The following is a 23,113-nucleotide window of genomic DNA, read 5'->3' as shown; positions in this document are numbered from 1 at the left end:
CGATGTAATCATCGCGTTTTTTATTCTTTACTGAAACTCAGGCAGCTTCATGAAAGCCGCAGTGACGTAACAGTGCATCGATTTGCGGTTCACGGCCGCGGAATGCTTTAAAGGATTCCATCGCTGGACGGGAGCCGCCGACAGCAAGTACTTCGTGCCAGAAACGTTTGCCTGTTGCCGCTGCATTCGCTTCTTCTTCAAAAGCAGCATAAATATCCGCAGAAAGCACTTCTGCCCAGCTATAGCTGTAATAACCGGCAGAATAACCACCGGCAAAGATATGGCTGAAAGAATGAGCAAAGCGGTTAAAATCTGGCTGAGGCATTACCGCTACCCGACGGCGTACTTCCTGCAAGGTTTGCTGCCAGTCACAACCCGGATGGCTGTAGATTTCCATATCAAACTGAGCAAATTCCATCTGGCGCAGCATCCAAAGCCCGCTCTGGAAGTTTTTTGCAGCCAGCATTTTCTTATAAAGCTCTTCAGGCAGTACCGCGCCGGTATCCTTATGGCAGCTCATACCGGCAAGCACATCATATTCCCAGACAAAGTTTTCCATAAACTGGCTGGGCATTTCCACTGCATCCCATTCCACGCCATTGATACCGGAAACCCCCAGTTCATCTACCTGAGTCAGCAGATGATGCAGGCCATGGCCGGTTTCGTGGAACAGAGTCAGGATTTCTTCGTGGCTCAGGCGTGCGGTATTGCCGGCTACAGGCGGTGTGAAATTGCACACCAGATACGCAATAGGTGTTTGCAGCTGGCCGGCATGATCGCCTGTTATAAAACGACGGCGGCCGCGGTAATCATTCATCCATGCACCGCCGCGCTTACCGGCTCGTGCATACAGATCCATGTAGACGCCACCGATGATGGCACCGCTCTGTTCAAGCTCATAATAGCGAACATCAGGATGCCATACCGGTACCTGTTTTTCGATGAAATGAACGCCATATAATTTATCAATCTGGGCAAACAGACCCGCGAGAACACGATCAGCCGGAAAATATTTTTTTACTTCAGTCTGGCTGAATGCATATTTAGCCTGACGCAGCTTTTCACTGGCATAGGTCATATCCCATGGCTGTAAATCATCCAGACTGAGATGTTCTCGTGCGTATGTTTTAACTTCAGCCAGATCTTTTTCAGCAAAAGGTTTGGCTCTGCTCGCCAGATCCTGAAGAAAGGTCATCACCTGTTGGGGTGTGTCAGCCATTTTGGTTGCCAGCGATAATTCTGCATAATTTTGGAAACCCATTAACTGAGCTTCGCGTGCGGCAATCTGCAGAATCCGGTTGATATTGGCGGTATTATCCCATTTAGCCTCGCCAAGCTCACTGGCCCGGGTTGAATAGGCATGATACAGCTGCCGGCGCAGTTCGCGATTGTGGGCATATTGCATTACTGCCAGATAATGCGGCATTTGCAGCCCGATTTTATAGCCGGTTTTACCTTCTGCCTGTGCCGCTGCGGCAAACATGGCCAGTGCCTCTTCTGTTAATCCGCTGATTTCGCTATCTCGTGCAAAGTCGGCATCTGTGCTGGTCTGACCGGATGTGTTTTCCTGACCAGCTAGTTCTGCGCCATTAGCAAAATACAATGCAAATGCATCAGTGGCGTCCAGAACATTCTGACTAAAGGCTGCGGAAAGCTGCGCACCTTCTGCCTGTAAGGCTGCAAACTCCGCCTGTTCCTGTTCCGGCAGCTCTGCTCCGCTGAGAACAAAATCTCTTAAATCATGGTTCAGTTTGGTTTGCTGTGCCGGGCTCAGCTGTGCATATTCTGCACTGGCTTTAATGCTTTTAAAGCGCTCATATAAGGCAATATCCTGACTGATCGCAGTAAAGAATTCGCTTACTTTAGGCATCAGTGCATTATAGGCTGCGCGTAATTCAGATGTATCTGCCACGCTGTTTAGATGGGCAACAACACTCCAGATACGACCGACACGTTCAGTAATACTGGTTAAAGCTTCTACGGTGTTATTCCAGCTGGCATCAGGCTCAGCTTTCAAGGCGGTGATAGCGGCAGCAGCCTGCTGCATCGCTTCGGTCATTGCCGGCTCAATATCTGCAGCCTTAATGGCATCGAAACGGGGTTCACTATCCAGATTCAACAAAACATTTTCAGACATAGTATTCTCAACAGAAAAATACCTGTAAATTTGCGGTTTTTCAGGTAAATCGGGTGGAAAGAACAGGAGCTTATACTTATCTTCTGCTATAAATAATATTGCATAATGTAACAGGATAAGGTCAAAAACATGAAAAACAATATTCGTTCTTATTTAGATACGCAACCACAAATTGCCGATAGTTGTTATATAGATGATATGGCTGTGGTTATCGGGGATGTAATTTTGCAGGAAGAAGTATCTGTGTGGCCGTTTGCGGTGATTCGCGCAGATGTGAACAGTATGCGTATTGGTGCCAGAAGCAATATTCAGGATCACTGTATGCTGCATGTCAGCCACAAAACAGCAGCCAAACCGGATGGCTCACCATTGGTGATTGGTGAGGATGTTACTGTAGGTCATCATGTTAATCTGCATGGCTGTACGATTGGTAACCGGGTGCTGGTGGGGATTAATTCGATTGTTCTGGATGATGCGATTATTGAGGATGATGTGATGATTGGTGCCGGCAGTCTGGTACCCCCGCGCAAACGTCTGGCGAGCGGTTATCTGTATCTGGGTTCTCCGGTACAGCAAATCCGCCCGTTAACGGAAAAGGAGCGAGAATTTCTATTATATTCAGCATCGCATTATGTTAAACTCATGAAGAGTTATTAAGTTAACCCTCTAATTAAAGGACTATAAAAAATGAAAAAATTCTTGTCTTTAAGTTTATTATGCAGCCTGCTGGCGTTGACAGGCTGTGCCAGCGATGGCTCAGGTAAAGGGCAAACCCAGGTGTATGGGGATATCAAAACCGGTGTGGAAACGTCACATACCAGTCATTAATTTATTTGGTCAAGTTAATTCGATGTAAATGAGTAGCAGAGTAATACTAAAATAGATGAGTGTCGTAAAATGGGTATTATATGCAGTTGGAAAATGCAAAATTTGCACGGAACAATTGTTATATTAATGAAGTTAAGCTAGATTGTGAAAATAGTTTTTCAAACCAACCGTTAAAGGACACAATGATGAAAAAGCTATTGGGAATTGGTGCCGTACTGGCTGCTCTGTTACTAACTGCCTGCGCTACTACAAATTCTGATACTAAAGCTGCTCCGTACAGTGATGTACAGGCTGCCGTAGAATCTAACTAAGCAGTAGTGATTAAATAAGTGGTTGGATTCGCTGGATAAATAATTCCAGCAAATCCAGCCACTTTTTTGTATAAAGTAAGCGGACAAATGCCGGTATAAAAAAATTGACAGATATCATTAGAAACGAAATAGGATTGAATAAAGAGACATCGGCACTCAGAGTAGTGCCGGTTAGCTCTAAATGAGGCATGTTATAGATTTGCATGTTTGAGTGTCTGCGACACTCAAAATCTGTTCAGAAATAATTTTTTATTTTAAAGTTAATGATTTTTGCCGGCCTGATTTGGTTAAATATAAGCTGGTCAGAAATAGCCTGAATGCAATAAATATATTATTCATATTGGCGGAAGATCTACAGCGTATATCAATTCAGACTATTACCTTTAACTTTCAAAACGTATGGCTGATAAACATACGCAGTTTAATCAACAGAATTTTTGATAATGGTCTCATCAATAATCTGATAGTAAACAGAAAAATATCACAATACTCTATTGGTTGTACTGATACAGACAATTAAATTACTTGAATAATGTTGGATTTAATATCAGCAAATAAAAATTTTTCCAGCCTTCGGCAAAATGCTTGCAAGGCTGGAGCAGAGCATGATTAGCCCGTTGTATTCCGGAACTGATAAAAGGCAGTCAGACTGCCTTTTATACTGGTTGGCGATTTTAGCAGATCGCTTAATCACCCTTAATGAGTGATGTAGTTGTGCCGTCCGGATGCACTTCTTGCAGAATAACCCCGCATTGGGCTGATGCAGATGCCGCGATGGCCTCGTAATCTTTACCCGGTTCGGCTACAAAAGTAAGTTTGTTACTCTGGCAGGAGGGCTGATAGGAAATGATTTTGCCATCGTTATGAGTATTATTAACATTGGTCAGACCAATAATGGCATTGGATATGGTAATCGGTACATTAGCTGGAATGGTGAATTCACGGTAGTACAGCTTAGACAAATTATGATTATGTCGTTTCATAGTATCCAAAGTAGCCGTTGCCGGTATACCAATGGTACTGTTACGAGCCAGCCCTAATGATGAAGCAAATGCCCCGCCTAAAGTACCACCGGTTGATTCTTTTACCTCATGTCCCTGAAAACTGTATTTCATATTAGTCGGTTTGCCATTCTGCCCGAAGATGCGTATCCGTGCCTGTTGTGCACTATCATCTGAAACATCCTGTGCCATAGCCAAATTAACATTAAAACTTAAGAAAAAACTGATTATCAGGAATTTTTTCAGGCTGAGTCTGGATTTGTTTTTTTTGATAAAAAACATATGAGTACTTTCTGAATAATTGAGGGTAGAAAAGTTAATAATAAAGTGATATATCAGAATAATTAACTGATATTACTCTATATTCACATAAATAAATATTATTTATCTGCATAATTTTTTTATAGCTGAAACGGCTCAGCCTGAAAGTGTGATTCAGATTAGTGTTATGAAATGTGTAATAAATTATAATGCAGATTGGTATTAATTCCAATATCATAATAATATTAATCTGATAACTACCGGATTGCTATTTTCCGGTTATTTGCTGCGCGATACTGGCGGATCATAGTGATCAGTAGCTGATACCTGAAAAAAGCAGATTTGATTTCAATAAGCGCAATAAGAATATGCATATTAATTTCTAGAAATTCAGATGTTATTTATGATAAATACATATTTATCCGCATAAACATAAACCATAACGGGCACAGTAATTTGTGCCCGTTATGCTGTTTGCTGTTCAGGTGAATTATGTCTGGCTGCCGCCCACAGTAAGACCGGCATCAATACGCAGCGTAGGCTGTCCCACACCTACCGGCACGCTTTGCCCGTCTTTACCGCAGATACCTACACCACTGTCCAGACTACTGTTATTGCCTATCATACTAACGTGTTTTAATACTTCCGGACCGCTGCCAATAATGGTGGCTCCTTTTACCGGATATTGCAGCTTACCGTTTTCAACCCACCAGGCTTCCGAAGCACTGAATACAAATTTACCACTGGTAATATCGACCTGTCCGCCGCCAAAATTAACCGCATACAAGCCCTTATCGACAGAAGCAATAATCTCTTCCGGATTAAGCCGGCCGTTTTCCATATAAGTATTGGTCATGCGCGGCATCGGTGCTGAGGCGTAATTTTCACGCCGGCCATTACCGGTCACAGGGACGCCCATTAAACGTGCATTGGTTTCATCCTGCAAATAGCCGCATAAAATACCATCTTCAATCAGTACCGTACGCTGTGTAGCATTGCCCTCATCATCAATATTCAGCGAACCACGGCGTTCGGCAATATTACCCTGGTCAACAACAGTCACACCTTTAGCCGCTACGCGTTCACCTAAACGGCCGGCAAACGCACTGGTTCCTTTGCGGTTAAAATCACCTTCCAGACCATGACCTACAGCTTCATGTAACAATACACCCGGCCAGCCATTGCCCAGTACCACCGTCATCTGACCGGCAGGTGCCGGACGGGCTTCCAGATTGGTCAGTGCCTGAGCAACAGCTGTATCTACATATGATTTGAGCATGGCTTCATCAAAATAACCCAGATCAAAGCGACCGCCTCCGCCACTGCTGCCCTGCTCGCGCCTTTCTCCCTGTTTGGCAATCACAGTAACAGATAAACGGACAAGCGGGCGGACATCAGTGTGTATCCGGCCGTCCAGTCGCGCCAGATAAATCAGTTCATGCTCGCATACTAGCCCGGCCATTACCTGCACAATACGCGGATCAGCAGCTTTTGCCAGTGTCTCCACACGCTGTAATAAGGCTACTTTCTCTCCGGCATCCAGACTAAGCATCGGATTAGCCATTGCATACAGCGGTTTGACTGACGGCAGAGAAGTTAGTCCCACTGAGCGCTGCTGACCGGCCTGACCAATTGCCCGTACAGCCTGTGCTGCATCTGTTAATGCCTGCACATTCAGATTGTCGGCGTAAGCAAATGCTGTTTTTTCACCACTTACCGCTCGGACACCGACGCCCTGCTCAATCTGAAAACTGCCTGATTTGACCATGCCTTCTTCCAGATGCCAGCTTTCATAGGTACTGCGCTGGCAGTAAATATCAGCATAATCAATATGGTGTGCTCCCATCAGAGAGAGTGCACGGGTAAAATCAGCTACAGCCAGTTCGTTGTCGGCCAGTAGCTGTTGGTGAACAAGTTGCGCGGTTTGAGTAGAGATAGGCATGAGCTGTCAAAAATTAGGTTGTGACAAAAGCACAGACAGAGAAAGATTTAATCAGAAAAGCAAATTGTGGGCAATTATACCGAAAACAAGCTTTGTCCGGGAGAATGCAGAAATACTTATTATACGCAGATCTGGTGTTGGAATAGAGACCGGAAAAACAAATTGTAAAAATTACCAAATTGTTATTGATAATAATTCTCATTATATTATAATGTGACTCACCAGTTAGTTAGAGATAGTTAACCGGTAATGACCTCAAACATCTTTTATCTAAATCTACTTTCAGGAGCGGCGTAACGATTAGCGTTAAATTTTTGCATCAAAACTCAAAAACCGAAAACACTTAACCCACTGAAATATCAGTGGGTTAAGTGTTTATAATAAGCTGATATTCAGTAATCAGATTTTATTGTGGCTGCTGTAGCCCTGAGGATTGAGCTGTTGCCAGTGCCATGCATCAGCCATCATACTGGCCAGACTGCGCTGAGCTGTCCAGCCCAGTTGTTCAGCTGCGCGTTCAGGATTGGCATAGCACACAGCAATATCTCCTGCCCGGCGCGGGACAATCTGATAAGGAATTTTTTTGCCGCTGGCCTGTTCAAAGGCATGTATGATTTCCAGTACCGAATAACCCTGCCCTGTACCCAGATTATAAATATGTACACCGGGCTGATTATTTGTAACGCGCATGGCACTTAAGTGGCCGTCCGCCAGATCCATTACATGGATATAATCACGGACACCGGTACCATCAGTAGTAGGATAATCGTTACCAAATACCGATAGCTGTGTCAGCTTGCCAACAGCTACCTGACAGATATACGGTAATAAATTATTCGGAATGCCATTCGGATCTTCACCAATTAATCCGGATTCATGTGCGCCCACCGGATTGAAATAACGCAGTAATGTCATACTCCAGCGCGCATCTGCTGCCTGTATATCCGTTAACATCCGCTCTACCATATATTTAGATGTTCCGTACGGATTGGTGGTTCCGCCGGTAGCCGCATTTTCATCAATCGGAACCGAAGCCGGTGTACCGTAAACTGTAGCTGAGGAACTGAAAACCAGATTGAAAATACCTGCTTTGGCCATTTCTTCAACCAGAATCAGGCTGCCACTGACATTATTATCATAATATTTCAGCGGCTCCCGTACACTTTCACCGACTGCTTTTAAGCCGGCAAAATGCAGCACATGCTCAATACTGTGCTGTTTAAATACCTGTTGCAGCAACGTACGGTCGCGAATATCGCCCTGATAAAAAGTTACCTCTTTACCGGTAATCTGTTTTAAACGCTCGAGTACCACTGGCGATGCATTACACAGATTATCAATAATAATCACATTGTAGCCGGCATTAAGTAATTGTACAGTTGTGTGAGAGCCAATAAAGCCGGCACCACCTGTTACCAGAATAGCCATAAATTATCCGTAATGATTTTTCATCGAAATACAACAAATAACCGGTATGTAAATAACCAGAAATCCATAAGTATATCTTGTTTATAATCATAGTTAAGCTAACGCGGGATAGAAGATATACAAAAAGAACCGGTATCTGCTGTATCTTTACAACAGTAAAGTGCTGAGCCGCACAGATGAGGTGACACAACAAAAAATATCCGGTACCTCTGACAAAAGTTATTTCTGTTCAAACGGCAATAACTGAACTGGACAGGAGTGATAAAACAGAAATCTGATAGAAATATGACTTGAAATACAGCGGCAAATAAAACCAGATAAACCATTATGCAGATATAGCAGATAAAAAATCAGATTGAATATTTGCTGAAAACCGGCTACTGATAAATATATAACTAATTAATAAATTGAAAGTTTATATTTATTATTTAATAATATACATTTTAAAAACTAAAATAACTTTTTTGATTTTAACAATGTTCTTCATAATTGGAAGATTGAGACATTAATATTTGTGCATGATATTGCGGCTGTTAATAAGCAAGTTAAGGATAAGTCATTTTTCTATCGGTTAACTCTTAATACTCATCATTATTCTGAAAAAGATACACAAAGTGAAAATAACTATGATTGTAAACAGCCTTTATTTAAAGACCGGCAAAATGTCTGTCTCAATTTAAATCTGCAGAATCAGTTTTTTAGATTTTAGCTAGCGAAATCAACACTAGTGCTTTTAAAGATATACAGAAATTGTGGTACAAGGCGATCATAGCTCGCCTGCGTCTGTTGTATTAGATGAATTTAAAGATAGCTTTAAACCGGATTCGGCACTATTTATACACTTCGGATAAATTAAGCAATTTGTAAATAGCAGGATCGGTCTATATTATTTACTCGATTTTTATATCAATGTTGTATTTAAACTAGTTTAACAGTATAGTATGCAAATATTGTGAATACCAAATATCAGCTTGTGATTATTAGATTAGCATTTTGTATTTAGTCATCTACTTAATAATATGGAGTATTTAATTATGCAGATGTATATGAAAAAAATAATATTTTTAATAACTTCGTTGTTGATGATTTTTTACTAAGTTCTTGCTCTAATTTATTAGACCGATATTTTTTATTTTAATAATATCAAATATTTAATTAGTTGACTGTATATGAAAAGAATAATATTTATAATAACCTCGTTGCTGCTGGCTTTTTTACTAAGTTCTTGTGCTAAACACTACAAAAGTGTAAGTATAGCTGAGAACCAGTTAATAAATAGTTCTGACGCCAAGGAATCTTTACATGTCAGTTTACAAATTGATGATTTTTATAATCCTTATTTAACTCATGCAGAAAATGAAGATATTAAACAAAATTTTCCGAAAAAGAATATTAAAATAATAGCAAATTATGAGCCTATAATTGATAAAACAGGCTCCATCATCAAAAAAAAGACAACAAATAGGCCATCACCATTTTTATCATTAAGGGATATTTTGGGAATTGATAATAAGGATATTGTGTATAACAAAATAAATCAATATGCAATTGCGACAAATTTAAAAGTTGATAAAAATAATCAAATTATAAACTTTGATATTCCTAAACCTACTAAGAATAACAAGCAAAAGTATGTTCTTAAAGGTATTTATCTTTATTATCCAGATTTTCAATTATCAGAAAGTCATAAATTTGGTTATTTTAGGGACGGATCAGATTATTATTTACCGATTTTTAAAAATCAAATCGATATCAATAAATTGAAAGGTTCTGTAAATAGATTTATGAACGTGGAACCATTAAATCTTGAAATAAAAACCGATAAGTTTTTTGACCTTACTTCTAATTATGGTAGAACAGAGTTAACTAAAAAAGACTATTTAGCCAGAAATATTGCCTTAAATACCAGTGTTTGGTTTTCAAATGATAAACCAATTAAAAAGAAAGTATTAAGTAATGAAGAAAAAGGTGATTTATTTGATGAAATGACTATCTCCATGGATGGGCAAAAATATGAACATATAGTTATTCCTGACTCAAAATTAAGTTGGTCTGATGCTGAAGATATATATGGTTCTTATGTTAAAGGCAAAACATTTGAAGTTTTACAACTTAAGGGACAACTTTCAAAGTATTCAGAAAAGGGTTATTACGACGGACGACGTGGAAAATGGGTTAAGCAAAAAGGGGATATAGTATATATTGACCAAAAATATGCGGATTATAATGGTTGTAAATTTCATTATCGAATAGTTTTTGAAAAAGATAATCAACCTAGAAGATATATTTTACACTCATATAAAAGGTCTGAATCAAATAATAAAGAATTTACAATATTTTCTAATAAAACTTATATATCACAAGAAAATTTGAACTTCTTTGAAAAAACAAAGCAGCGAAAAAAAGAATCCTTTGACTATAGCTTGAGACAAATTCCTGTATTTTATAAAAATTCGGATAAAGAATTTCGTGATCAACTCATACTTGAAAATCAAGACTTAGCACAAGCATGTATGAAGGAAATAGATCATATGAAAAGATTGATGACAATGCCAAAAGAACATTTAATGCAAGAATTTGAGCAATACAAAAAAATCATCAATAAAGAAAACTCGAAACAACGCTAATATAGCTGCATATTAATACAAATAAAGTAAATATATGGGTATTTCATCAAAATTTAATGAATATTACGATTCAGGTTACAGTTTGATTGGGCTGATAAATTAATATATTAGTAAATTACTTACCCTACTGGAGATGATTAATTTTATAATATAGTCTTATTTAATTTTTTATTACTTTTATTTTAACCACAAAAACAGCTCTGGCTCTGGTCAGAATATTTGTATTCGTTTTATTAATTTTTATTAAAAAACATATGTGCTGAAAAAATCATTAAAACAATGTATACTGAAACTGTATGTAATGATAATTTCAATTATTTATCAGTTAATGCTGCTCTAAGTAGATTGAATCTGAATATTTACAGTTAAGTTATGGTTAATAAACCTTACCAGTATGATTAACATACTAAATCAATGAAAAATTTCATCGAAATATTAAACCAAAAAAATATTAATTATACAGTTGAAAATGACATTATCCGCGTACCGGATAATCTGTGCTTTTATCAAAATCCACTTAAATCACTGCCGGATAATTTAATTATTGAAGGTGATCTGGATATCTCCCAAACAAAAATCAGCCAGTTACCGGATAACCTGATTGTCTGCGGTAATTTGGATATCTCCCATACTAAAATCAGTAAACTGCCGGAAAATATGATTTTTCGCCGGGATCTGAATATATCCGGTACACAAATCAGAGTGTTACCGGAAAATTTGGTGGTTCAGGGCAAACTTATCGCCTCTCGTACCAAAATACAAGTTTTACCGGAAACGCTAATTGTTGGTGGTGCGCTGGATTTATCCTATAGCTATATTCAGTCGCTACCAGAAAATCTGACAATAAACGGTAATTTATATTTACAGAATAGTTATATACTGGAATTACCGGAGAATTTGGTTGTTGCCGGAAACCTGGATGCCTCTTCAACCAGAATAACCCGATTACCGGAAAAATTTACGATAAAAGGCAGTCTTTGTCTGGAAAAAAGTGGTATCAATACTCTGCCTGCTAATCTGCATATAACCGATGATCTTGATTTGAGTAATACCCGTATCACAAAGTTACCTGAAAATCTGAAAGTAGATGGTAGCCTGATTCTGGCTGCCTCCAAAATTAAGAAATTACCAAAGGATATTCAGGTTAAAGCTAATCTGGACTTAAGTTTTACAGAAATCAGAAAATTACCGGATAATCTGACGGTGAACGGAGATCTGGATTTATCAGGAACAAAAATTAAAAAATTACCTGCTAATCTAAGAGTCAATGGATGTTTAGGATTGGAAAGTTGTATAAAAATCAATAAATTACTTAAAAATTTTAGGGCTATATGCACTAGTCTGGATTTGTGCTTTAATAAAATCAAAAAAATACCAGAGAATTTAAAAATACAATCCAATCTGTATTTGAATGAATGCAAAATCAAAAAATTTCCCAAAAAAATGAATATAAACGGAAATTTGAACCTGAATGACGCAAAAATAAAAAAATTGCCTGAAATTTTGCATGTTGGTGGCGATTTATCTCTTTTGCTGGTACCGATTAAAAAACTACCTAAAAAACTTTCAGTAGGAGGTGAGCTGTATTTATGGGGTTGCCCGGTTAAAAAAATTCCCAGTCATGTTAATGTAGTCAATGGGCTGGACTTAACTTTGACTAAAGTAAAAAAATTACCTCAGAATCTTACCAAGATAAAAAAACTGGCAATAGAGGAAACTAAAATTAACCGTTTGCCAGATAAGCTCAATGTTGAGGATTATCTGGATCTGAGAAATAGCCGAATTAAAAAATTACCTAAAAAATTACAGGTTGGTAATACATTGCTGTTAAAAAATACCCGGATTAAAAAGCTACCGAATAACCTGAAACTTGATCATGGTATAAACCTGAAAAAAACTTCAATCAGATATTTGCCCGAAAATCTGGAGCTCAAATGGTTAAGCCTTGATCTTAAAAAGATTAAAAATATTGCTTACCGGAAAAATTGTAAAGCTAAAAGAAAAACCATTTTTGCAGCTTATTTGAATGGTGAATATAAAATTTTTCAGAATGAATACTTGGTTGGTACCCTGCAAGAGTATGAGCAATTTGTTAACCAGAGATTTATTGATCCGCAGGCAAGTAAGCTTAAACAGGCAGCCAGGGATTGCGTAGAGCAATTGCAGAAAAAACTCAGTACTCATAAAACTTAATATATTGAATACTGGCTGACAATAAAACCAGACCGGATAAAGTCAAAGTACTTATTCAACTTTGTAACTTTTTAATTAGAAATAGATATTTATACTGAAAATATATACTGAAACTGCATGATATTAATACCAGCTTTCTGGAAATGTATGCAACTAAGTTACCTTCCCTTAAATTTTACCAGTATGCTAACATACTAAATCAATGAAAAAATTTATCGAAATATTAAATCAAAAAAACATTAAATATAAGGTTAAGAATGATGTTATCCGGGTACTGGATAATCTGTGCTTTTATCAACCCTGTCTAAAATCACTGCCTGACAATTTAATTATTAAAGGCAATCTGGATATTTCTCAAACAAAAATCAGAAATTTACCGGATAATCTGATTGTCTATGGGAATCTGAATCTATCCGGTACAGAAATCAGTATATTACCGGACAATCTGGTGGTTCATGGAGAACTAAACGCCTCTTATACCAAAATAATTACGTTGCCGGAAAAGCTTATAATAGGCGGTGCATTAGATTTATCCTTCAGCTATGTGCAGTCGCTACCAGAAAGTCTGACAATAAACGGCAATTTATCTTTACAAAATACCTATATACTGGAATTACCGGAAACTTTGGCAGTTGCCGGAGATTTAGATATTTCTTCAACCAGAATTACCCGACTACCGGAAAAGTTTACTATCAAGGGTAGTCTTAATTTGGGTCGTACTGATATCACAAAGTTACCTGAAAATCTGAAAGTAGATGGTAGTCTGATTCTGGCTTCCTCCAAAATTAAGAAATTTCCAAAGGATGTACAGGTAAAAGCTGATCTGGATTTATGCTATACGGAAATCAGAAAATTACCGGATAATCTAACGGTGAACGGTAATCTGGATTTGTCTGGAACAAAAATCAAAAAATTACCTGCTAATCTAAGAGTCAATGGATGTTTAGCATTGAGAGGGTGCAGTACAATCAATCAGTTACTTAAAAATTTTAAAGCTACTTGCATTAGCCTGGATCTAAGTTGTAATAAAATTAAGAAAGTACCAGAGAATTTAAAAATACAATCCAGTCTGGACCTGAATAGCTGTAAAATCAAAAAATTTCCTGCAGAGCTGATTGTAAATGAAAATCTGAATCTGGAGGACGCAAAAATCAAAAAATTACCTGTGAAGCTGACTGTAAAAGGAAATCTGGATTTATTTTACGCAAAAATCAAAAAATTGCCTGCAAAGCTGACTGTTGGCGGACAATTATCTATTGAAGGGACGTCAATTAAACAATTACCTAAAAATCTTTCAGTGGGAGGTGAGCTAAACTTATCGGGTACCAAAATTAAAAAAATTTCCAGTCATTTTAATATAGCGAATGGAATAAATTTAGCCTGTACACCAGTAAAAAAGCTACCCTCGAATTTTACTGAGATAAAAAATTTATATATTAACATAACAAAAATTTCTCGCTTGCCTGATAATCTCCATGTTTGGGAGAATCTCGTATTATGTAGCAGCAAAATTAAAAAGTTACCCAAAAATTTGCAGGTCGGTAAAAAACTGCTGTTAAATGATACCAAAATTAAAAAATTACCCGAAAATCTGAAACTTGAAGAAGGCATCGACCTGAGAAAAACTCAAATCAGATATCTGCCGGAAAATCTTGAGATTAAATGGTTAAGTCTTGATCTTAAAAAGATTAAAAATATTGCTTACCGGAAAAATTGTACATCTAAAAGAAAAACTATCTTTGCAGCTTATTTGAATGGTGAATATAAAATTTTTCAGAATAAATCCCTGATTGGTAATCTGAAAGAATATGAGCGATTTGTTAACCAGAGATTTCTTGACCCGCAGGCAGGTAAGCTTAAACAGGCAGCCAGAGATTGCGTAGAGGAATTGCAGAAAAAAATCAGAATTAATTAACTTAATGTACAAAGTACTGGCCGACAGCTGCAAAAAATGCTGAATTTGCCAGTACGTGACTCAGATATATTTGGCCGGCAGTAATTTATTAAAAATAGCATAAACATATTTTGTACTGTTTTTAATTCAACTTCATCCGATTGATTTGTATTAAGTGACTTAAGCTGAAGACACAGAGAAATAAGTTATGGAACAATTTATCACATATTTAAATACACAGCAGATTAAATACAGTATTGGGGATAATTCAATCACAATATTGGAATCTCTTAATCTGGCTGAAGTAAGAATCAAACATTTACCGGATAATCTTATTATTAACGGTGATCTCAATTTGCGATTAACAACAATAAAAAAATTGCCGGATAATTTAACCGTAAATGGTGATTTATGTGCGCGCGCAACTAAGATTAAAGCGTGGCCGAAAAATTTAAATGTAAAAGGTTCTATAGATTTATTACGTACCAGAATTGCATCATTACCAAATAATTTAACAGTAAATGGAGATTTGAATTTAGAACAAACACCTGTTAAATCCTTACCTGATAATCTGAAAGTAAAAGGAAATTTGGATTTGAGTGATTCGCATTTTTGCTATATACCGGAAAGATTCGATGTAGCTGGCTCTTTAAATTTGTCAGATACGAAAATTGACAGATTGCCGGATAATCTTAATATACAGGGTGATCTGAACATTGCCCGTACCAGAATTAAAAAACTACCTGAAAATTTATCTGTAAGCGGCAATTTAAATTTATGCGGAACCAAAGTAAAAAAATTGCCAGATAATTTTGACATTATGGGTGATTTAGATTTAAGTGATACCCGAATTAAAAAGTTACCTGGAAATTTAAAGGTTGGGGGTAAGTTGGATTTATACGGTACCAGAATACAAAAAATACCAAAAGATTTAACAGTAACTGGTGGCATTGCTTTAGGAGGCTCTAAAATTAGAAAGTTACCAGATAATTTAACTGTTAACGATTATTTGGATTTGGGTTTTACAAAAATCAAAAAGTTGCCGGATAATCTGATTGTAAACGGATATCTGGGATTGCGCGCTATTAAAGTCAAAAAATTATTAAAGCATTCAAATGTACAATGCACAAGTCTGGGTTTAGATGGTGCCAAGATAAAACAACTGCCTGCCAATATAGAAGTAAAAAACAGTTTATATCTGAGTTATACCGAAATAAAACAGCTACCGGATAATCTTGAATTAAAAGGTGATCTGACTTTACGTTATGTCCCTATAAAAAAGTTGCCGGATAATTTGACTGTTGGCGGATATCTTGATCTGAGCTGTACCAGAATCGAAACATTGCCTGAGAATTTAAAAGTTGCCGGTAATCTTAATTTAAGTTCTTCAAAACTAAAAAAATTACCGAAAAATTTACATATTGGCGGTGATTTAGACTTACATAATACAAAGATTAAAAAAATTCCGGATAATTTAAATGTGAATGGAACTTTAGATTTATTCAGAACGAAGATTAAGAAGCTTCCAAAAAATTTATTTGTAAAAAATGAGTTGTTTTTGAGTAATACCAGAGTTAAAACATTACCTTCTGATTTAAAAGTAGAAGGAGATCTCTGGCTGAGTTCTTCCTCAATTGAAAAATTGCCAGACAATTTAAAATTAAATGGCGATTTATACTTGCAAGACACTAATATTAAGCAATTACCAAAAAATTTATTTGTAAAAAGGCAGTTATCTATCACGAATACTAAAATCAGTGTATTGCCGGAAGATTTAATGTTTGGCTCAATTGAACTGGATATAAAAAAAATAAAAAATATAGTTTATAAAAAATGCCATTCAATAAAAGCCTTTATTTTTACAGTTTATTTACAGGGAGAAATAAAACTTGTTTACAATGGGAGTCTGATAGGTAATTTGGAAGAATTTGAACAATTTACAGATAAACTATTTTTAAAAGCTGAAGCTGATGAGTTTAAACAGATGGCCAGAGATTGCGCAGCGCAATTGAAGCAAAAGCTGTCTCTTGAATAATCATGGCAGTTTTATCAAAGGCTATCGATTAATAGCAGGGGACAGGAATTATGTTTGGATATTCACTGCAAAAATTATGACTAATAAAATCGTAGCTGTTATTGTGGATAAAATGCTGATTAGTTGCTATAGTTCCTGACATATTTTACGTTATAGCGTTATTTGTTTTCAATTTATAAAACTGATTAACAATTATTTTACGGATAGTTATGAATAAAAGCATTATGAATATTTATAAATGGGTTCATTGGTTTGTAATAATTGTTTTAGCATATTTTATTATCTGTAATGTCATTATTCATCTCTATGCCCGGCAAAAAGCAGCAGACAATGCTGATACTATGGTTATTTTAGGTGCTCAGGTAATGGGTAATCCTGCAGTACCTCATCCTGTTTTAAAAGGGCGTTTAGATAAAGCTCTGGTTTATTTGAAAAATAACCCTAATACCAAAGTAGTTGTTTGCGGAGGACAAGGAGAAGGCGAGCCGGCAACAGAAGCAAGCGTTATGGCTGGTTATTTAATTGATAACGGGATTGATGCCTCAAGGGTTTATCTTGAAGATAAATCAACACGTACTGCTCAGCAGTTTGTTTATGCGAATAAAGTATTACCATTAGGTAAGACCGTGGTAGTTACCAATGATTTTCACTTATTGCGTTCTATTATGTTAGCTAAAAGATCAGGAGTAAAAGATGTATCCGGCTTATCTGCACCTTTAAGTTTCAGAAATTACAGGAACTACATTTCTCTTATTAGAGAACCATTAGCTCTGATTAATTCATGGTTGTTCGATCATCCCCTGAATAATGATAATTAGAATACAGATAATTAAAACATTGAGAATACTGGGTTGATGGTAGTCAGTTTATAGTATTGAATTAGAATAGATACGGTTATTATTAACCGGTATAACCATCAGATGATTGCCCGAATTTAGCCAAATAGCAAACCGCTAAATTCAGGCGGGCAGTGGTTTTGTCTCGTAATAGCAAATGATATCAGCAGTATAAGATAATCAGTCCGGAAACAATTACACTGCTCCTCGTATTGCTTGATTTTAAAACCCTGGCGCTAGTTTTATTAATTAAACTACCCGATACAGGAATTTGATATCATCTGCCAGAAAAACATAATTTATCAGCCTAGATAGCAAATGCCATATACAACGACAGGGTACAAAATATTTTTAGAGCCTGTTGGTATTGAATCGAAATGTTTTTATCGTTACCTGAAAATTTCAGGGTTAAGGGAAATAATATTTATTATGGCTTAGCATCAGCTATCTTTATCCACAATAAAAAGCCTGCAAATATAATTTGCAGGCTTGTCAATACTACAATGCTTTTGGCCTAACCGCAGTTGGCCGCAAGAATATTCGGCGGGGCAAACTGCTTCACCTCATCTGCCGCCCATATCCGGTCTTCACTGCTGCCTCTGGAGAAAGTAGCCATTGCTCCTACCAATTGCTGTACCTGTTCGGCTGTATAGTGCATACCATCCGCAGTATGAATCTGATACTGCCGGTATGATGCATCCGCAAACCAGTTATCCAGCCGTACCTGATCACGTGAACCAACATGGCTGATAAGCAGGTCATCCCCATTCCGGCTTAGCCGCAATTCATCACTACGGTAGTCAGCAAAATCCAGAATATCACCCTGCGATTCATTTGCTGCCTGGTCAATCACCTCATCGCGTCCATAACCAGCCCGGAATACATAACGATCCCGCTGCCAGCTACCGCCAACCAGCAAATCATTACCGCTGCCTCCCTCCAGAATATCCTCGCCGGTGCCACCAAATAACTGATCATCTCCGGCACCGCCATACAGAATATCATTGCCGTCGCCGCCATCAAGCAAATCATTGCCGTTATAGCCATGTAAAATATCATTACCGCCATAGCCATACATCAAATCCTTGCCGGCCGTACCGAAAAGCTCATTATCCCTATCATTGCCTTCAATAATGCGGTCGTACCTGGCGGCATTATGATGCTGTATGTTATCAGCAAACTGCTGTAAGGAGCGTGTTATATAAGAATTACCACCATTAGGCTGGGCAAATAATAAATTATTCATATTCAGGCTGTTGGCACGTCCATCCAGATAATAGCCAACCAGATAGATTACATCCCCATTAACTCCATTGGTTACCTTAATGCCTTTGTTGTAAGCACTGATGGACAGATGATCCAGTGGCACATCCACAATCACTACCGACTGCCCGCTGTAATCCTCAATAGTGGTAACACCGTCACCTCTATTGAACACAAAGTAATCATCACCTGTACCACCATTCAGATAATCATTGCCTTTGCCGCCCAGCAGCCAGTCAAGCCCGTCGCCGCCGTAAAGCCGGTCGTTACCATTACCGCCGCTGAGGTAATCATTTCCTTCATCGCCCTGTAGCAGATCATCGCCTTCGCCGCCAAGTATCGTATCATTACCGTCGCCGCCAAGTATCGTATCATTACCACCGGCCGTATCTGTATCATTTATATTCATCGCATTACCGCCGCTGAGGAAATCATTGCCCTCCCCGCCATAGATCACATCATTGCCGCCACCACCATAAATGGTGTCGTTGCCGGTACCACCATCAAGGTAATCATTGCCATAGCCGCCATCTATATAATCATCACCTTCTTCGCCATAGATGGTGTCATTACCATTATCCTGCGGCCGGCTTTCTTTCGGGCTCTCCGTGCCCATATCACCGAATAATGTATCATTACCCGCACCGCCATAAATCAGATCATCGCCCAGCTGTCCCTGCACCAGATCGTTACCATTGCCTGCGTAAATAGTATCGTTGTAGCCATTATCTGTGGCCACAATATCTGTCACATTAGTGGAGAAATCACCGAATATCCGGTCATCACCATCGCCGCCATAAATAGTATCGCGGCCACCACCACCAAAGAGGATGTCATTGTCGATGCCGCCATCCAGTGTATCATCGCCATAGCCGCCCATTAATACGTCATTACCGGCACCGCCGGAAAGGTAATCATTCCCCGTCATGGTGGTATTCAGCTCATGGCCTTCACGACTATCATCACCCCATAGTATATCATTGCCATCACCACCGATAATCCAGTCGTCGCCACCACCACCGGTCAGCTTATCATTGCCGGCACCGCCATCAATAAAATCATTACCGTGTTCGGTAATATCTTTATTTAACCAGTCACCATAAATTTCGTCATCGCCATCGTCGCCATACAGTTCATCATTACCGGCACCACCATAAACCTGGTCATTATCATCACCGCCATGAATCACATCATCGCCATAACCACCATCGAGAATATCATTGCCGGCATCCCCCCAGATATGGTCGTTGCCAGCAAGCTCGGGATGGCGGCCGGCCGGATCTGAATCATCGCCCCAGATTTTATCGTCGTCATCACCGCCATAGAGATAATCATCACCGCCGCCGCCGATGATTTCATCATTGCCGGCACCACCATATATCGTATCGTTACCATGATATTTAGCGTCCAGCATCTCTTCCTTTGTATAGACGGCATTATCACCATACAATTTGTCATTACCATTACCACCAATAATGACATCATTGCCCCCATCACCAATTATCTGATCATCTCCGTCGCCGCCATCAATATAGTCATCACCATGTAAGGCACCCGCCAGTGAATTCAGGAAGCCCGGCCTGAGAATACCATCGCCATGTAAAAAGTCATTACCTTTGCCTCCTACAATATAATCATTGCCAGCCATACCATAGATGGTATCGTCACCCTGTTCTGTGCTGGCCGGAGCCACTGAATCACCTTCAATATAGTCATTCAGATTACTGCCTACAATATAGTCGCTGCCATCACCACCATATAAAAAGTCTCCGCCCACATCTGCGGCATCATCAAAAGTTTCACTAAGACCATCAAATATCCTAATATCTTGCTGATCAATATATATACCCCAGTTCGGGCCGGCATAAATCATTTTTTTACCGGAAGCCGGCATCGTCCAGCGCTCACCCGGGCGGATACGATCTCTCATGTTTAAATGATTATTAGCCCAGATAAAATCATCACCGGCACCTCCTTTGATGATGTCGGAGCCGCCACCTCCGGCAAGTAAATCTGTGCCATCGCCGCCGAGAATAATATCGTTGCCGCCCATGCCGTCAATCGCATCGCCACCATCGAGACCATTAATTTCATCGGCGCCGTCTGTGCCCTTAATCACATCTTCAAAGCCTTTTTCTACCACACCACCAATAATCGCACCTTTGGCATTGCGATTTTTCCAACCCCAGTAATATTGGCCGGCTAAACTCTCGTCCAGCTCAAAGTAGCCTTCTTTATGAATAATTTTGGTGCGCCAGTCGCCAATAATTTTATTGATTTTATTGTTATTACTATCCTTGAATTTGGGCAGCCTGATACCAAGCTTGCCGCCGCCCATATCATTCCAGCCGACAATGGTTAAAACATCATCTTTATTTTTCAGCGACTGAATCACCAGATTGCCGGTGATATTATCCAGATGTACGCGCCATTTATTGTTGGCTGAAATCCAGACACCATTTTCTTTTGCTGTCCATTTTATTTTTGAAAATTGTTGATTATCAATAAAAATACTGCCTTTGCCGTCAGAATCATAAATCTCATCTTTGCCATCGCCGCTGTTGAAATAATACTTGTCTGCGCCATCACCGCCCACCAGAACATCATTGCCCTTACCGCCCATGAGCGTATCATTGCCGGCACCGCCAAACAGATAATCATCACCCTCTCCGCCAGAGATATCATCACTGCCCTTGCCGCCAAAAATCACATCCGCCAGCTTGCCGCCTACTACCTTGGTATTACCATTGCCCAGCATCACCACCTGATGGGCGTCATCGCCAGCATCGGCATCGGTATTCCAGCTTTGCCCGGTCTGCTCATCACGAAACACAATCGCATCTTCGGTGCCGAAGCCATACTGTTTACGAATCGATTCAACTAATGATTTTTGATCCAGATAGGTCTTGCGTGTGGAAAAAGCAACACCGTCAGGTTCTTGATATTTACTACTTAACGTCTGATTATTTTCATTAGCCTGAGCAAGGCGCATTTCCTGAATCATCCAGGTGCGCACCTTAATCCATTCTTCACCTACATCATCAATTTTGCGTACCGCCGGCATTTTGTCCGGATTGAGTATCACCACCGGATTAAGCTGCATCAGTGCATTCAGATACAGCGATACCATTTGTTGATTGCCTTGTTTTTCCCATGTCTGCAACTGCGATAATAATTTTTCCGGCAGTTCATCAATAAACGCCAGCTGGTATTTAAATTCAAATTTGCCCGGCTGGCCGGCAATTTCCTGGCGATGACCATTTACCGGATCAAAGATAAATCCCCATCCTTTATCAGGAAAATTATCGTCATTAATGCTATTGATGCGCGGATCGGATGAATTAATGCTATTGGTATTTAATACTGCTGCCATAATCCACTTTGTTACCCCTTTGCCACCAGCTACATCCCAGTTAAATTTTAATTGCTGTTTTGCAGCGTCGGTATTTTTCTGATTTTCAAAATAACTGCCTGTATATTGGTCAGATGGAGAAGCATAGTCCTTGTACCATAAGTTTTGGTGACCTTCTCTGCCGAATTCAACCCAATAATCCTTTAGCGGGGCAAACATGCTTGTATTATCCACCCACTTTTTCGCCAGTGCCTGATCAGCGCTGGAAATTGGCACTTTTTTATAGCAACTCCAGATCAGTAAATTTCCAACCGGACCCGTACTCGCTGCCTTTAGCGTTATCGCAGCAGAGGATTCAGGTGTACCAGTTAGTTTATTAATATAAATATACCCATTTTTAGCATCGCTCATAATTCCAGATAATCCCAAGCTCATCAACCAGCTATCGACATTGGTGCCTTTGGTTGCCCACATAGCTTCCCACACTTGTTCGACAACCTGTTCGCCTTTGATTTCACGCCCACCAATGAGTTTCCCCGACGCATACTGTTCAATAATGCGCATCGGTTCATACAGCGTCCAGTAGTTAATATCAACATTATTATTTTTAAATACCTCAATATGAAACTCTTTCATTTGTTGATAAGTAATATCCTGATTGACACTACCCGAACCGGCCTTTTTTTCCAGCATATCCAGATAACCCAAGGCCATGCCGCGGCGAATCTTATTGGTTTCATCTGCTGTTAAAATATGATTATGTTCATTCGCCACTGCCTGCATAAATTCCAGTGCGCCATTACCGGTAATGCTATCCGCAGAAGCTACTCCATAGGCCCATTTAGCATAATGATAGCCACGCTTGGCCAGTTGCTGATACACCGCGCCAACATCGGATAAATCACCATTTTCAATCTGTTTACGCCATGCCTGAATTTCACTTCTGCTTACTTTTTGTGCTTCTAACATGCTCTTCTCCCTAAGATAACCAATAGGTTGTACCAC

14 protein-coding genes are annotated in these 23,113 nt (G+C 39.0%); 8 read left to right on the top strand and 6 right to left on the bottom strand.

What is annotated here, in order from left to right; translation table 11 throughout:
- Positions 1-37 precede the first annotated feature (37 nt).
- On the bottom strand, positions 38-2,137 hold the full coding sequence (locus H3V11_RS04190; protein ID WP_198223653.1) for a M3 family metallopeptidase: 2,100 nt from the start codon (positions 2,135-2,137) through the stop codon (positions 38-40).
- A 129-nt stretch (positions 2,138-2,266) separates the two neighbouring features.
- Between H3V11_RS04190 and H3V11_RS04185 the strand changes: the two genes are divergently transcribed.
- The 3 genes from H3V11_RS04185 to H3V11_RS11950 all read left to right on the top strand — a co-directional run bounded on the left by H3V11_RS04185 (position 2,267) and on the right by H3V11_RS11950 (position 3,276).
- Positions 2,267-2,794: a gamma carbonic anhydrase family protein gene (locus tag H3V11_RS04185; protein ID WP_198223652.1), complete on the top strand. Its 528-nt coding sequence runs from the start codon at positions 2,267-2,269 to the stop codon at positions 2,792-2,794.
- A 30-nt stretch (positions 2,795-2,824) separates the two neighbouring features.
- Positions 2,825-2,965: a hypothetical protein gene (locus tag H3V11_RS04180; RefSeq protein ID WP_172349955.1), complete on the top strand. Its 141-nt coding sequence runs from the start codon at positions 2,825-2,827 to the stop codon at positions 2,963-2,965.
- Positions 2,966-3,150: 185 nt separating this feature from the next.
- The gene (locus H3V11_RS11950) at positions 3,151-3,276 is read left to right on the top strand and encodes a hypothetical protein (protein WP_255454304.1); all 126 of its coding nucleotides are present in this window, start codon (positions 3,151-3,153) and stop codon (positions 3,274-3,276) included.
- Between the two features lie 10 nt (positions 3,277-3,286).
- Here H3V11_RS11950 and H3V11_RS04175 read toward each other — a convergent pair whose 3' ends face one another.
- The 4 genes from H3V11_RS04175 to galE all read right to left on the bottom strand — a co-directional run bounded on the left by H3V11_RS04175 (position 3,287) and on the right by galE (position 7,908).
- The gene (locus tag H3V11_RS04175) at positions 3,287-3,481 is read right to left on the bottom strand and encodes a hypothetical protein (RefSeq protein ID WP_198186485.1); all 195 of its coding nucleotides are present in this window, start codon (positions 3,479-3,481) and stop codon (positions 3,287-3,289) included.
- A 481-nt stretch (positions 3,482-3,962) separates the two neighbouring features.
- Positions 3,963-4,559: a hypothetical protein gene (locus H3V11_RS04170; protein WP_084565213.1), complete on the bottom strand. Its 597-nt coding sequence runs from the start codon at positions 4,557-4,559 to the stop codon at positions 3,963-3,965.
- 469 nt (positions 4,560-5,028) lie between these two features.
- Positions 5,029-6,480 (bottom strand): metalloprotease TldD, encoded by a 1,452-nt coding sequence (tldD, locus tag H3V11_RS04165; RefSeq protein WP_198190368.1) that lies wholly within the window; start codon positions 6,478-6,480, stop codon positions 5,029-5,031.
- Between the two features lie 399 nt (positions 6,481-6,879).
- Positions 6,880-7,908, bottom strand: coding sequence for a UDP-glucose 4-epimerase GalE (gene galE / locus H3V11_RS04160; RefSeq protein ID WP_198223651.1), 1,029 nt, complete (start codon positions 7,906-7,908; stop codon positions 6,880-6,882).
- Between the two features lie 1,169 nt (positions 7,909-9,077).
- Here galE and H3V11_RS04155 point away from each other — a divergent pair.
- The 5 genes from H3V11_RS04155 (at position 9,078) to H3V11_RS04135 (ending at position 17,475) form a co-directional block, all read left to right on the top strand.
- The gene (locus tag H3V11_RS04155) at positions 9,078-10,535 is read left to right on the top strand and encodes a hypothetical protein (RefSeq protein WP_198223650.1); all 1,458 of its coding nucleotides are present in this window, start codon (positions 9,078-9,080) and stop codon (positions 10,533-10,535) included.
- Positions 10,536-10,949: 414 nt separating this feature from the next.
- Complete coding sequence (locus H3V11_RS04150) at positions 10,950-12,728, top strand: hypothetical protein (protein WP_198223649.1); 1,779 nt, start codon at positions 10,950-10,952, stop codon at positions 12,726-12,728.
- A 202-nt stretch (positions 12,729-12,930) separates the two neighbouring features.
- Positions 12,931-14,643 (top strand): hypothetical protein, encoded by a 1,713-nt coding sequence (locus H3V11_RS04145; protein ID WP_084565218.1) that lies wholly within the window; start codon positions 12,931-12,933, stop codon positions 14,641-14,643.
- A 187-nt stretch (positions 14,644-14,830) separates the two neighbouring features.
- Entirely contained in the window at positions 14,831-16,657 is a 1,827-nt protein-coding gene (locus tag H3V11_RS04140; RefSeq protein ID WP_198223648.1) for a hypothetical protein, read from the top strand.
- 209 nt (positions 16,658-16,866) lie between these two features.
- Positions 16,867-17,475, top strand: coding sequence for a YdcF family protein (locus H3V11_RS04135; RefSeq protein ID WP_174832480.1), 609 nt, complete (start codon positions 16,867-16,869; stop codon positions 17,473-17,475).
- A gap of 532 nt (positions 17,476-18,007) precedes the next feature.
- Here H3V11_RS04135 and H3V11_RS12005 read toward each other — a convergent pair.
- Positions 18,008-23,077, bottom strand: a complete 5,070-nt coding sequence (locus H3V11_RS12005; RefSeq protein ID WP_198223647.1) for a calcium-binding protein — start codon at positions 23,075-23,077, stop codon at positions 18,008-18,010.
- Positions 23,078-23,113 lie beyond the last annotated feature (36 nt).

The sequence above is a fragment of the Snodgrassella sp. W8158 genome, from assembly GCF_016100435.1.
Lineage (GTDB): Bacteria > Pseudomonadota > Gammaproteobacteria > Burkholderiales > Neisseriaceae > Snodgrassella > Snodgrassella alvi.
This window is presented reverse-complemented; position numbering and strand designations above follow the sequence as displayed.